The sequence below is a fragment of the Pseudomonas jilinensis genome (assembly GCF_003586265.1).
Lineage (GTDB): Bacteria > Pseudomonadota > Gammaproteobacteria > Pseudomonadales > Pseudomonadaceae > Halopseudomonas > Halopseudomonas phragmitis.
In genome coordinates this window covers 20,338-34,245 of the sequence record NZ_QJSA01000005.1, presented here as the reverse complement: position 1 = coordinate 34,245, position 13,908 = coordinate 20,338, and the positions used below count along the sequence as shown (strand labels likewise).

Sequence of the window (13,908 nt, the reverse complement as noted above, 5' to 3'; positions counted from 1 at the left end):
ACGCCACCTGGCCCGTGGCGTACCAGGCGCTGGCGTGTGACCTGTTCAGAGGCCCCGGCTGATGCGGGAACTGTTCGGTTATCGCAAAAGGGCGTTCAACATACACGCACAATCGGGCATGCACAAGCTGGACCATGGTCGCAATCGGATAAAACCCTGAAATGATTATCCTCTTGTGACCAGCCGGTCAGCCGGTATTGCGCATCCCTGCAGCGATACCGGCAACCGTCACCAGCAACGCCCGCTCCAGCGCCGGATCGATGTTTTGACCTTGGGCCCGGGTCCGCGCCATCAACTCAGCCTGAAGCAGGTGCAATGGATCGGTATACGGGTTACGCACCGCCACCGACTCGCCAAGCACGGGATTGTGGGCCAGCAACCGGTCACTTTCGCGTAGATTGAGAATTACCGCTACAGCCTGCTCCAATGCGCTGCGCAAACGCTCGCCAAGCGGCCAGAGTGCCGGCTCGGCCAGGCGCTCTTCGTAAAAGCGGGCGATGCCGGCATCAGCCTTGGACAGGACCATTTCCAGCATTTCCACCCGGGCCAGGAAGAACGGCCAGTGCGACATCATGTCGCGCAATTGTTGCTGACGACCTGCTGCCAGGGCTTCAGCTAACGCCTGACCGGCGCCAAGCCAGGCCGGCAACATCAACCGGGTCTGGGTCCAGGCAAAAATCCATGGAATCGCACGCAGGGTTTCGATCCCTCCCTGGCTCCGCCGCTTGGCTGGCCGACTCCCCAGCGGCAGGCGCGCCAGCTCCTGCTCCGGGGTCGCCTGGCGGAAGTATTCGACGAATTGCGGCTCCTCACGGACCACTCCCCGATATATTTCCACCGAGCGATCAGCCAACTGCTGCATCAACTCGCGCCAAGCCGGCTCCGGGGCCGGTGGCGGTAGCAGGGTCGCTTCCAGCACAGCGCTGGTGTACAGCCTCAGACTCTGCACCGCGATGCCCGGCAGACCAAACTTGAAGCGGATCATCTCCCCCTGTTCAGTAACCCGGAACTGCCCATTCACCGAACCTGGCGGCTGCGAAAGAATCGCCATGTGCGCTGGCGCGCCACCACGACCCACGGTACCACCACGGCCATGGAACAGACGCAGACGCACGCCATGCTGACGAGCGACCTGCACCAGCGCCTCCTGAGCCCGGTACTGGGCCCAGCCAGCGGCCAGAGTTCCGGCATCCTTGGCCGAGTCGGAATAGCCGATCATAACTTCCTGCTCGTCACCCACCAGCGCTCGATAACCCGGCAGGCCCAACAACTGATCGATGACAGCCGCCGCCTGATCCAGATCGGCCAGCGTCTCGAACAACGGTACCACCCGCATCGGCCAGCTCAGGCCGGCCTCCTTGAGCAGCAACTTGACCGCCAGCACATCGGAAGCACTGCCCGCCATGGAGATCACATAGGAGCCCAGCAGTTCACGCGGTTGGGCGGCAACCACCCGACAGGTTGCCAGCACTTCGGCCACCTCCGCGCTCGGTTGCCAGTGCGGCGGAAGCAGCGGCCGCTTGCTGGCCAGTTCAGTCAACAGGAACTGGCAGCGCTGCGACTCATCCCAGTCAGCATAACGCCCCAGCTCCAGATATTCGGTCAAGGCGCTGAGGACATCGGCATGCCGCGCCGCGTCCTGACGGATATCCAGGCGTACAAGGCCAAGCCCGAAGGCATTGACCCGACGCAGGGTATCCAGCAAGGGGCCGTTGGCGATCAGCTCCATGCCCTGCTCCAGCAGCGACTGGTAACAGCACTCCAGCGGCTCTCGCAGCTCATCGATGCTGTGCAGACAGTCGGCCGGTTCGACCAGCTCGGTACTTAACGCCGCCTCTGCCCAGGAGCGGGTCGACTGCAGGCGACTGCGCAACTGTTTCATCAACGCCCGATAGGGCTCATCGACATCGCCTACCCGTTGGCGCAGCTCAGCGCTGGCAGCCTGCATCGAGAGCTGGTTGCTGAGCAGCTCGATATCGCGCAGATACAGGTCGGCAGCCATCCATCGGCCCAGCAGCAACACTTCGCGGGTTACCGGTGCGGTGACATTGGGGTTGCCGTCACGATCCCCGCCCATCCATGAGGCCACGCGCAAAGGTGCGCTACGCAGCCCAAGCCCAGGCCCAGCAACAGCAGCCAGTTCATCATCGAGCCGGCGCAAGAACTGCGGCAGTGCCTGCCACAACGAGTGCTCGATTACGGCAAAGCCCCATTTGGCCTCATCCACCGGGGTCGGCCGGTTGCGGCGGATTTCATCGGTATGCCAGGCCTCGCTGATCAGACGGGCCAGATCCTCACGCACGGCGGCCCGCTCCCCGGCACTCAGGTCATCGTGATCACGGCGGGCCAGCGCCAGCGCAATGGCATCATATTTCTGAATCAGGGTACGTCGGGCAACTTCGGTGGGGTGTGCGGTCAGTACCAGCTCAATATCCAGCCGTTCGACTTCGGCACTGAGCTGTTCGCCTGACAGGCCTTGGGTACGCAGGCGCTCGAACAGCTCGGTAAGGCAGCGCTCCTCGAAGCCAACGGGCTCATCCTCGCGGCGCCGGCGGATCCGGTGATACTGTTCGGCGATATTGGCCAGATTGAGAAACTGGTTGAAGGCCCGGCACACCGGCAGCAGCAGATCGTCCGGCAGGTCATGCAATTCGCTGAGCAAGGCCTCATGAGCGGCCTGATCAGTCTGGCGACCCTGCTTGGCTCCCAGGCGGATACGCTCGATCCGGGCCAGAAAATCATCCCCCAGATGCGTCTTGATGGTTTGCCCCAACAGCTCGCCCAGATCATGCACATCTTCGCGCAGCCGCACATCGATTTCTGCCATGCCATCCTCCTCTGACCTCACCATGTCCGGTCAGCATGTCGTTTTGCAACCAGGCTGACAAGCCCTGCTTTGGGCGGCAAGCGGGCTACAACTGATCTATGCTGAAAGTGTCGCCACAAGCGACTTGTCACTGGTTGTGCCCGGCACTCCGGGCGATAGGGGGAAACATGAAGATCCGTGAACTCACCCAGCACTGGGAACGCATCGCCAAAGGCCGCGTCACCAGCAACACTTACCAGGTCAATCTGCCGCTGGAGGATGCCGCGCGGCTTGCCGCATTGCATGAGATGTATCCCAAGCGCCGGATTGAGGATCTGATCACTGACCTGCTGAGCTCCGCTCTGGAAGAGCTGGAAGCCGGCCTGCCCTACCAGCCGGGCACCAAGGTCATCGCGCTGGATGAGCTGGGCGATCCGTTATATGACGATGTCGGCCCAACCCCCCGTTACCTGGCCCTGAGCCGCAAGCATCTGCAGCAATTGGTCAGTCAGGAGAAAGAATCACAACATTAAGGCAGCACTGATTAAACCGGCTTCGGTGTGTCAGCCCGATTGGCACAGACCTGTTCTGGACACGCCGTAAACCCGTCCCTGGGGGCTCGTAGATGCCATCCTTGGCATCTAACGGTCCAGAACAGGTCTGTGCCAACCAGGCGGCTGGACTTTTGTGTAATTAATCAGGGCTTCCCTTATACATAGCGTCAAAGCCCCTGACGCTTGGCTTCATCCCACAGGGCGTCGAGTTCCTGCAGTGAGCACTGCTCGACGCCACGCCCACCTTCGCTCAGCTGTTGCTCGATAAAGCGGAACCGCCGCTCGAACTTGTCATTGCCGGCCCGCAGCGCCGTTTCGGCATCGACCTTGAGATGGCGCGCCAGATTGACCGTACAGAACAGCAGATCGCCGACCTCCTCGGCCACCGCAGCCTGGTCGCCCTGGGCAATGGCCTGACGGATCTCGTCCAGCTCCTCGGCCAACTTGTCGATTACCGGCAAAGTGTCCGGCCAGTCGAACCCGGCCCGGGCGGCGCGGCCCTGCAGTTTCTGCGCCCGGCTCAGCGCTGGCAGGGCTTTGGGGATGTCATCGAGCAGCGACAATTGCTCCGGTGCGTCGGCGCGCTCAGCGCGCTCCTCGGCCTTGATCTCCTCCCAACGGCGCTTGATCTGCTCCTGGGGCAGGTTCAGGGTGCCCGGCGGCGTGCGCAGATTACCGTCAGGGAAGACATGCGGGTGGCGACGGACCAGCTTGCGGGTAATCCCATCCACCACCTCATCCCAGCCAAAGTGGCCGGCCTCACGCCCAAGCTGGGCATAGTAGACCACCTGAAACAACAGATCGCCCAACTCGCCAGCCAGTTGCCGGAAGTCGCCTTCGGCGATGGCATCGGCCACCTCATAGGCTTCTTCCAAAGTATGCGGCACTATGGTCTCGAACGACTGCTCCAGATCCCAGGGGCAACCATATTGCGGGTCACGCAAGCGCGCCATCAGGTATAGCAGATCGTCCAGCTGATAGCTCATCCGCGGGCCTCCTGACGGTTGCGGCGAGCCTCCAGCACGTTCGGCAATTGGCTGATCCGGGCCAGCAGACGCCCCAGCAGGCTCAGGTTCGGCACTTCGACGGTCAGCAGCATGGCGGCGTAGTTGTCGTCCTTGTTGGTCCGGGTGTTGACCTCAAGCACATTGACCTTCTCATTGGCCAGCAACTGCGATACGTCACGCAACAGACCCGAGCGATCATAGGCGCGAATATAGATTTCCACCGGGTAGGTCTGTACCGGCTCACCACCCCAACTGACTTCGATCAGCCGCTCGGAATCGCGGTCCTGCAGCTGCACGGCGTTGGCACAGTCAGCCCGGTGTACGGTTACACCACGGCCCAGAGTGATATAACCGATGATCGGATCACCCGGCACCGGCTGGCAGCATCCGGCCAGTTGGGTCATCAGATTGCCGACGCCCTGAATATAGACATCGCCACGCCGGCCAGGGCGGCTCGGTCGCCGGGGAATAAGCTCCAGTTGCTCGCTGTGCCGGTCCGGCTCGACCAGTTGCTGGGCGACATTGACCACATGGGCCAGACGCTGATCGCCCGAGCCTACGGCGGCGAACAGATCCTCCTGACTCTTGATCCCGAGCCGGTCAATCAGTTGCGCATAATCGGCCCCGTTCAGCGCCAGCCGGGTCAATTCACGCTCGAGCATCAGCTTGCCGGCCTGAACGTTCTGTTCCCGCGCCTGCTGCTTGAACCAGTGCTGAATCTTGGCCCGGGCCCGCGAGGTATTGACGTAACCGAGGTTGGTGTTAAGCCAGTCCCGGCTTGGGCCGTTGTGCTTGCCGGTGATGATCTCGACCTGCTCACCGGTCTGCAGAATGTAGTTGAGCGGGACGATCCGCCCATTGACCTTGGCACCCCGGCAGCGGTGACCAATCTCGGTATGAATGCGATAGGCGAAATCCAGCGGGGTCGCGCCCTTGGGCACATCCACTGCATGACCATCGGGGGTGAACAGATAGATGCGATCCGGCTCGAAGTCGACCCGCAATTGCTCGGCCAGACCACCAATATCGCCCATCTCCTCGTGCCACTCGAGTACCTGACGCAACCAGGCGATCTTGTCTTCGTAGGCATTGGAGGCGCTGTTGACGTCGGTACCCTTGTAGCGCCAATGGGCGCAAACCCCCAGTTCGGCTTCCTCGTGCATGGCCTGAGTCCGGATCTGGACCTCCAGCACTTTACCCTCCGGACCGATTACCGCAGTATGCAGCGAACGATAGCCATTTTCCTTGGGGTTGGCGATATAGTCGTCAAACTCGTTGGGAATATGCCGCCACAGGCTATGCACGATGCCCAGCGCGGTATAGCAGTCACGCACCAGCGGCACCAGGACCCGAACCGCCCGCACGTCATAGATCTGACTAAAATCGATCCCTTTACGCTGCATTTTGCGCCAGATCGAATAGATGTGTTTGGCCCGACCGGTAATCTCGGCGTGGATACCCGCCTCTTCCAGCTCGCTGCGCAGCTGGTTCATGACACTGTCGATGTACTCCTGGCGATCCAGTCGGCGCTCGTCCAGCAGCTTGGCGATCTGCTTGTATTGCACCGGCTCAAGGTAGCGGAACGACAGGTCTTCCAGCTCCCACTTGATATGACCGATGCCCAGCCGGTGGGCCAGCGGAGCATAAATATCGAACACCTCGCGGGCGACCCGATAGCGTTTTTCCTCGGGCGCATCCTTGACCGCCCGGATTGCACAGGTACGCTCGGCCAGCTTGATCAGCGCCACCCGTACGTCATCGACCATAGTCACCAGCATTTTGCGCAGATTCTCGATCTGTGCCTGAGGGCTGAACGCCTTGGTCTTGGCCGGGTTTTGCGAGACGCTGATGGCTGCCATCCGCTGCACCCCATCTACCAGCCGGGCGACTACCTCACCAAACCGGTGCTCGACCTCGGCCAGGTCAGTCTTGCGCTCACGCACCGCCCGGTAGACCACGGCGGCCACCAGTGAATCCTGGTCCAGTTTGAGATCGGCCAGAATCTCGGCCATTTCCAGGCCAATCCGGTAACTGCTGGTGCCTTCGGACCAGATGTTCTCTGCGGCGATCGCCGCCTGCTCGAGATCTTCCGCCCACTCACAGGCTTCACGCAGCACCGCCGGTGACTGCAACGGCACGCGGTGCTGGATACGCTCCAGCCAGGCATCCAGATTGACGCTACCGTCACGATTGATCGGGTGTTCCGCTCTGACTTGTACCATTACCTCGATTCCTCGCCGCTCTGGCGACACTCACTTGTGGTGTCGAAACAGAGCCATGGCTTCCACATGGGCGGTATGCGGGAACATGTCCATGATCCCGACCCGCTCCAGTCGATATCCCGCTTCGGCCAGCAGTCCCGCATCACGCGCCAGGGTCGCCGGATTGCAGGAAACATACAACACCCGACCAACCCCCAGCGCCGCCAACCCCTGGACCACCTGCTGTGCCCCGTCACGCGGCGGATCCAGCAAAGCCGCGTCCCAAACCTGTCCGGACAATATCTCCGTCACCGGCTTCGACAAGTCCGCCTGGGAAAAGTGCAGGCCCTGCAGCGCATTTTTGCCGGCATTGGCCGCAGCCCGGACCACCATCGCCTCACTGCCTTCGATGGCGTTGACCTGCGCACCCTGGAGCGCCAGGGCCAGGGCAAAATTACCTACCCCGCAAAACAGATCCAGAATCCGCTCACCCGGTTGTGGTGCCAGCCAGTCCAGCGCCTGGTTGACCATCCGCTGGTTGATCTCGGCATTGACCTGAGTGAAGTCACCCGGAGCGAACTCAAAGCATAGCTGCTGATCGCCCAGACGGTAGACCGGCATCGCCTGTTCGGCATCGGCCGTCACGCACCGCGCCGCCTGCCCCTCTTCGCCCTGTAGCCAGCAGTGTGCCTGGTGCGCTCGGGCCAGCACGCCAAGCGCCTCGATATCAGCCGCCGGCAACGCGCGGACATGCCGCACCAACAATGCTGGCCGCTCACCACCGATCAGCTCGACATGCCCCAACGCCTGAGGTGCCTGCAAGCGCCCCAGCACTACCGGCAGCGCCTTGAGCAAGGCTTCAAGCGCAGGCACCAGAATAGGGCACTGATTCACTTCAACCAGTTCGTTGCTGCCACGCTGGCGATAACCTACCTGCAAACGCTGCTGCTCCGGCTGCCAGCGCACGGCGATACGGGTACGCTGCCGGTAGCCGTATTCCGGCCCTAGCAGCGGCGCTGCCCAGTGCTCGGGTTGTATACCGGCAAAATGCCGCAATTGCTGGGCCAGAGCCTGCTGCTTAATCCTGAGCTGAGTCGCATGTGGCATGTGTTGAAGATTGCAGCCACCGCACAGATCGGCATGCGCGCAGGCCGGAACCTGACGTTCGGAATCGCCACCAAGCACCCGTTCCAGGCGCGCCTCGATCAGCTTGCTGCGGGCCTGAACAACCCGGGCTCTAACGGTTTCTCCGGGCAAACCACCCTCGACGAACACCGTGCGCCCCTGCCATTGGCCGATGCCACGACCATCATGGGTCAAGCGCTCAAGTCCAAGCTCCAGCCGCTGACCAATGGCCGCTGGCGCCTGCGCCTGCGGTGTACGCCGGGCCCGCCCTCGAAATCTGTTCATGGTCAGCTGTCGTAGACCCCGGTGGACAAGTAGCGATCACCCCGGTCGCAAATGATTGCCACAATCACCGCATTCTCGACCTCAGCACTGATACGCAAGGCCCCGGCCACCGCGCCGCCAGAGGAAACGCCACAGAAGATGCCCTCTTCACGAGCCAGCCGACGCATGGTCCGCTCGGCCTCATCCTGACCCATGTCGATCACCTGATCGACCCGACTGGCATCGAAGATGCTCGGCAAATAGGCCTCCGGCCAGCGCCGGATACCAGGAATCGAGGCACCTTCCATCGGCTGCAGGCCGACAATCTGGATCGCAGGATTCTGTTCCTTAAGATAGCGAGACGTGCCCATGATGGTACCAGTGGTGCCCATCGAGCTGACAAAATGGGTAATGCTGCCCTGAGTGTCGCGCCAGATCTCCGGACCAGTACCAGTGTAGTGAGCCTCGGGATTGTCCTGATTGCCAAACTGGTCGAGTACCTTGCCCTTGCCTTCGCTTTGCATCTGCAAGGCCAGATCACGGGCACCTTCCATACTAGCCTCGCGGCTGACCAAAATCAGTTCGGCACCATAGGCGGTCATCGCCGCCTTGCGCTCAGCACTCATGTTGTCGGGCATGATCAGGACCATTCGATAACCCTTGATCGCCGCCACCATGGCCAACGCGATACCGGTATTGCCTGAGGTCGCCTCGATCAGTGTGTCACCCGGCTTGATCGCCCCGCTCAACTCGGCGCGCTCGATCATTGATAGTGCCGGACGATCCTTGACCGACCCCGCCGGATTGTTGCCTTCGAGCTTGACCAGTACGGTATTACTGGTTTGGCCGGGCAAACGTTGCAGGCGAACCAGAGGGGTGTTGCCAATGCAGTCGGCAATGGTGGGATACTCGATATTCATCATTCACCTACATACTCAATTACGTCAGTTTGCCGCCCTCCAGGCCCGTTGACAGGACGCTGCTCTGAGGTTCGGCTCTGGCTTGAGGCTGTGCTTTTTTGTCAGTACGCCTATGATACCGACAAACGGGTCTCAGGACCCAGGTGAAACACAAATCCGACAGATAAAATCCTGGTGGGCCGGTGAGCGATGTTTCCCTGCATATTCTGACCCACTAACAAACTGCACGAGAGGTCCCATGAGCGAGATTGGCATCAAGGCCCGCATCCTGTTGATGACCCTGGTCCCGGCCGGGCTTCTGGCAGTGACTCTGGGTGGCTGGTTTGCCTGGCAACAGTCGAACCAGCTGGAACGCCAACTGCTCGAACGCGGACTGATGACCGTCGAGTACCTGCAACGCCCCAGCACAGTGGCCCTGATCCACCAACAGCCCGAAGAACTGAGTACCCTGCTGAACAACGCCCTCAATCACAGCGATGTCAGAGCCGTCAGCCTGCTCAGCCCCGACCAGCAATTGCTGACCCATGCCGGCCCACGGATGATCCCCGGCGCACGCACCCTGGCTACCGACGGGCTGGGCGCTGGCACTGGCCTGCAGGTCCAGGCTAGCGGGGCCAGCAGCCGTTTCACCCTGCCGCTGCTGGCCACCGCCGAATTGATCGCACAATTTCCCGACGCCCTACTGGAAACCGATCAGTTGCTCGGCTGGCTGGAGGTCGAACTGAGCCACAGCAGCACCCAGATCCGCCGCTACCAGGGCCTGCTCAGCGCCAGCGCCCTGATCATCATCGGTCTCTTGATTACCGGCGGGGTAGTCAGCACCATGGGCCGACGCATCACCGACCCGGTCGGCCAAATCAACGACACCATTGACCGGATCAGCGAAGGCCAGCTGGATGTGCGCCTGGGCGCCACCGGCAGCCGCGAACTGGATGATCTGGCCAATGGCATCAACACCATGGCCCGCACCCTGCAGAGCGCCCAGGGCGAACTGCAGCAGAACATCGACCAGGCCACCGAAGATCTGCGGCAAACCCTGGAAACCATCGAAATCCAGAACATCGAGCTGGACATGGCGCGCAAGACTGCTCAGGAAGCCAGCCGGATCAAATCCGAATTCCTGGCCAATATGAGCCATGAATTGCGCACCCCACTCAACGGCATTCTTGGCTTCAGCAACCTGCTGCAACGTACAGAACTGAGCCCACGCCAACAGGAATACCTGGATACCATTGGCAAGTCGGCCGACAACCTGTTGGCGATCATCAACGAGATCCTCGACTTCTCCAAGATCGAAGCCGGCAAGCTGATCCTCGACAACCTGCCATTTAACCTGCGCGACCTGATTCAGGACACCCTGACCATGCTCGCCCCGGCCGCCCATATCAAGGGCCTGGAGCTGGTCAACATCATCTACCGCGACACGCCACTGGGGCTGAGCGGCGACCCGCTGCGGCTCAAGCAGATCCTCGCCAATCTGATCAGCAATGCAATCAAGTTCACCCATCAGGGCTCGGTTTGCGTGCGCACCATGCTCGAACAGGAAGACGAGACCCACGCCCTGCTGAGGATCAGCGTGACCGACACCGGCGTTGGCCTGACCAGCGCTGAGCAGAAGTCACTGTTCCAGGCCTTCAGCCAGGCCGACAACACCCTGACCCGGCAATCCGGCGGTACCGGCCTGGGACTGGTGATCGCCAAACGCCTGGTCGAGCAGATGCACGGCGAAATCGGCCTGCACAGCAAGCCGGGCGAAGGCTCGGAATTCTGGCTGACGCTGCGCCTCAACAAATCCAGCCAGGCCGCTGACGACCTGCCCAACACACCGCTGGCAGGCCTGAGTGCCGCACTGATCGAGCCTCAGCTGTTGAGCCGCCAGGCATTGCTGCACGGGCTTGAGGACCTGGGCCTGAGCGTTCGCCTGTACGACAGCCCGCAAGTCCTGGAACAGCAGCTTCAGAGCGGAGCCGAGCCACCGGCTCTGGTGTTGCTAAGCTCGCAGCAACCCAACTGCGGCCCCGGCGAACCGCTAAACCTGGCCCGTGAATGGGCCAAACAATATGACAGCAAGTATATTCTGCTGACCGAAACCAGCGAGCACCTGCCCGAACTTGATCAATTGGTCGGCTCGCAATGCCAGGTCCTTTCCAAACCGGTCTGCCAACGCAAACTGTTCCGCGCCGCCCTGCTGCTGCTACGCCCGCAACCCCAGAACGACCCCGCCGTCAACCAACCACGCCAGGAGAGCCTGCTCAAGGTTTTGTGTGTCGACGACAACCCGGCAAACCTGCGCCTGGTCGAAACCTTCCTCAGCGAAATGGGAGCCCAGGTCATCACCGCCAGCAGCGGCGAAGAAGCCCTGAGCATTACCGGTGAGCAGCGTATTGATCTGATATTCATGGACGTTCAGATGCCTGGCATGGACGGCCGCCAGACCACTGCCGAACTGCGTCTGCGCGAAGAGATTGCCGGTTGCGATGCGGTCCCGATAGTTGCCCTGACCGCCCATGCCCTGGCCGAGGAGCGGCGACAACTGCTCAAATGTGGCATGAACGACTATCTGAGCAAGCCGATCAGCCCGGAACAGCTGCGCTACTGCGTGCACCGCTGGACCGGCATCATTCTTGACCCGCTACCCGAAGCACCAGCACGTGATGATGAGCCGCAACCCGAGGCCAGCACCCTGGATGAAGCGCTGCCAGTGCTGGACAACGCCGAAGGCTTGCGCCTGGCCGCCGGCAAGCTAGATTTGGCCGAAGACATGTTGCACATGCTGATCGGCAGCCTGGCGGATGAACGCCGGCGTATCGAACAGGCACTGCAGCAGGAACAGCCAGACGCCCTGCTCGAACATGTTCACCGCCTGCATGGCGCTACCCGCTATTGCGGCGTGCCACAATTGCGTAATTGTTGCCAGGCGGCTGAGAATCGACTGAAACAGGGGCAGAACTGCCAGGCCGAGATCCACCAACTGCTACAGGCCATCGAGCGACTGCAGGCCTGTCAGGCCGACCTGGAGCAGCGCTGACCCTAGGGAAACACTGATTAAATCAGTTTCGGTGTTGGCCCAATTGTCGCTGACCTGTTCTGGACACGCCGTGAACCCATCCCTGGGGGCTTGACGATGCCCATCCAGGGCATCGACAGTCCAGAACAGGTCAGCGCCAACCGGGCTGCTGGGCTTGCGTGCAATTAATCAATGTTTCCCTAGCCGGCGGACCACAGCGCAAAAGCCAGCGCCTGCTCGCGCTCATCACTGAGCGACAGCAGCATGCGTCCGCCGCCGCCCTGCTGTAGCCGGGCCAGCGCCGTGCCGCTCAGCACCACCAGAGGCGCGCCGTTGGCATCACTGTCGATCTGGATATGCTGCCAGGACATGCCCTTGGCCAGCCCGGTTCCCAAGGCCTTGAGGATCGCTTCCTTGGCAGCGAAGCGCTTGGCCAGAAACCGCAGCGGCTGGTGATGCGTGGCGTAGCGCTGGAACTCGGCAGGGGTCAGAATGCGCCGGGCAAAGCGCTCACCCTGGCGCGCCACCACCGCCTCGATCCGCGCCACCAGCACCAGATCAGTGCCAATCCCGATGATCATCGGCCAGCCGCAGCACTCAGGATCAGCGCCCGCATTTCCCGTACCGCCTCAGCCAGACCACTGAACAGCGCCCGGGCAATGATTGCATGCCCGATATTCAGCTCATTGATTCCGGGGATAGCCGCAATCGGCTCGACATTGTGATAGTGCAGCCCATGCCCGGCATTGACCACCAGACCCAGCTTGCGGGCATAGATCACCCCTTCACGGATGCGCGCCAGCGCCTCGGCCTGCTCAGCCCCCTGGGTGTCGGCATAGTGGCCGGTATGCAGCTCGATCACAGGCGCCCCAGCCTGCTTGGCCGCCTCAATCTGGCGTGGATCAGCATCGATGAACAGCGACACTTCGGCGCCCTGGGCAGCCAGTTGCTCGACCGCTTCCTGCACCCGGGCCTGATTGCCCAGTACATCCAACCCACCCTCGGTGGTCAGTTCTTCGCGCCGCTCGGGCACCAGACACACGTGTTCAGGAGCAATCTCCCGGGCAAACACCAGCATCTCGTCGGTAACCGCTATTTCCAGATTCATCCTGGTCTGCATTACTTCCTTGAGCAGACGCACATCGCGCTCCTGAATATGCCGGCGATCCTCGCGCAGGTGCACGGTAATACCATCGGCGCCAGCCTGCTCGGCCTCGATTGCCGCCTGGACCGGGTCGGGGTAACGGGTACCACGCGCCTGACGCAGAGTGGCGATATGGTCGATGTTCACCCCCAACAGCACACGTTGTGGATCAGTCACGGGAAGACTCCTTGTTGGAAACGGAAAACAGTTGTCGGCTGAGCAGCGGTCGTTCACCCAGATGAACGCCCAGAGCCTGGCGCATCAAACGCTTGGCGGTGCGCAGAGTCTCGGCGTCACGCCAGTCATCGGCGGCCATGGCCAGCAGCGCCGCCCCCGGCAGTGCCGATGGCGGGACCGGACCCGAGAGCCGTACCAGGCCTTGCTCGAACTGCCAGTGATAATAACCCTGCGCGTCAACCCTAGTGCCCTCGGCATCCTCGACAAGACTGAAACCATAGCCCAGAACCGCCAGCAGTTGCCATTCGAAACGGCGCAGCAACGGCTCGACCGGCTCGGCCTCGGCCAGCGCCTGCAGGCTGTTCTGATAGGCGGCGAACAACAGAGTCTGGGGATCACCGGGAGTCAGCAGCCGTACCAGCAACTCGTTCAGGTACAAACCACTGAACAGTGCATCGCCCTGAAGCAGGCGATAATGCCCGGCGATCTCGGCCTGCTGCAGGGTTTTCAGTTCACCGCGCCCGCCCAGGCCGACCAGTAGCGGCACGAACGGTTGAGCAGCATTGCCCTTGCGCGCACTACGCGCGCCACGCCAGACGACTCGCTGCACCCCCTGATGCAGGGTCAGCAAATCGACCAGCGCGCTGCTGTCGCGGTAGGGCCTGCTGTGCAGGACATAGGCGGGAGTTAGCGCAAGGTGCAT

10 protein-coding genes are annotated in these 13,908 nt (G+C 61.7%); 2 read left to right on the top strand and 8 right to left on the bottom strand.

The genetic code is table 11. The features are described from left to right. Positions 1 to 187: 187 nt before the first annotated feature. On the bottom strand, positions 188 to 2,827 hold the full coding sequence (gene ppc, locus C2846_RS06655) for a phosphoenolpyruvate carboxylase (RefSeq protein ID WP_119701020.1): 2,640 nt from the start codon (positions 2,825 to 2,827) through the stop codon (positions 188 to 190). A gap of 167 nt (positions 2,828 to 2,994) precedes the next feature. Between ppc and C2846_RS06650 the strand changes: the two genes are divergently transcribed. Further along, on the top strand, positions 2,995 to 3,339 hold the full coding sequence (locus C2846_RS06650) for a pilin assembly protein (protein WP_119701019.1): 345 nt from the start codon (positions 2,995 to 2,997) through the stop codon (positions 3,337 to 3,339). Between the two features lie 188 nt (positions 3,340 to 3,527). Here C2846_RS06650 and mazG read toward each other — a convergent pair whose 3' ends face one another. Genes mazG through cysM form a run of 4 tightly spaced genes read right to left on the bottom strand, consistent with a single transcriptional unit; the run spans position 3,528 to position 8,877 of the window. Next, positions 3,528 to 4,346 carry a nucleoside triphosphate pyrophosphohydrolase gene (mazG, locus tag C2846_RS06645; protein WP_119701018.1) on the bottom strand — a complete coding sequence of 273 codons (819 nt, stop codon included), beginning with the start codon at positions 4,344 to 4,346 and terminating at the stop codon, positions 3,528 to 3,530. Next, positions 4,343 to 6,589: a GTP diphosphokinase gene (gene relA, locus C2846_RS06640; protein WP_080048158.1), complete on the bottom strand. Its 2,247-nt coding sequence runs from the start codon at positions 6,587 to 6,589 to the stop codon at positions 4,343 to 4,345. Before relA ends, mazG begins: the two co-directional genes overlap by 4 nt. Positions 6,590 to 6,619: 30 nt before the next feature. After that, positions 6,620 to 7,978 carry a 23S rRNA (uracil(1939)-C(5))-methyltransferase RlmD gene (gene rlmD, locus C2846_RS06635; RefSeq protein ID WP_119701017.1) on the bottom strand — a complete coding sequence of 453 codons (1,359 nt, stop codon included), beginning with the start codon at positions 7,976 to 7,978 and terminating at the stop codon, positions 6,620 to 6,622. 2 nt (positions 7,979 to 7,980) lie between these two features. Continuing rightward, complete coding sequence (cysM, locus tag C2846_RS06630; RefSeq protein ID WP_119701146.1) at positions 7,981 to 8,877, bottom strand: cysteine synthase CysM; 897 nt, start codon at positions 8,875 to 8,877, stop codon at positions 7,981 to 7,983. A gap of 238 nt (positions 8,878 to 9,115) precedes the next feature. On the opposite strand from cysM, the gene C2846_RS06625 reads away from it, so the two are divergent. Continuing rightward, positions 9,116 to 11,905 (top strand): response regulator, encoded by a 2,790-nt coding sequence (locus tag C2846_RS06625; RefSeq protein ID WP_119701016.1) that lies wholly within the window; start codon positions 9,116 to 9,118, stop codon positions 11,903 to 11,905. Between the two features lie 179 nt (positions 11,906 to 12,084). On the opposite strand, the gene acpS is transcribed toward C2846_RS06625, so the two are convergent. From acpS to recO, 3 genes are read right to left on the bottom strand one after another with little or no spacing between them, the layout of a single operon-like run. Beyond that, the gene (gene acpS, locus C2846_RS06620) at positions 12,085 to 12,465 is read right to left on the bottom strand and encodes a holo-ACP synthase (protein WP_080048161.1); all 381 of its coding nucleotides are present in this window, start codon (positions 12,463 to 12,465) and stop codon (positions 12,085 to 12,087) included. After that, positions 12,462 to 13,205: a pyridoxine 5'-phosphate synthase gene (gene pdxJ / locus C2846_RS06615; protein WP_080048163.1), complete on the bottom strand. Its 744-nt coding sequence runs from the start codon at positions 13,203 to 13,205 to the stop codon at positions 12,462 to 12,464. The genes acpS and pdxJ overlap by 4 nt, the downstream gene beginning before the upstream one ends. Next, positions 13,198 to 13,908, bottom strand: coding sequence for a DNA repair protein RecO (gene recO, locus C2846_RS06610; protein ID WP_119701015.1), 711 nt, complete (start codon positions 13,906 to 13,908; stop codon positions 13,198 to 13,200). The genes pdxJ and recO overlap by 8 nt, the downstream gene beginning before the upstream one ends.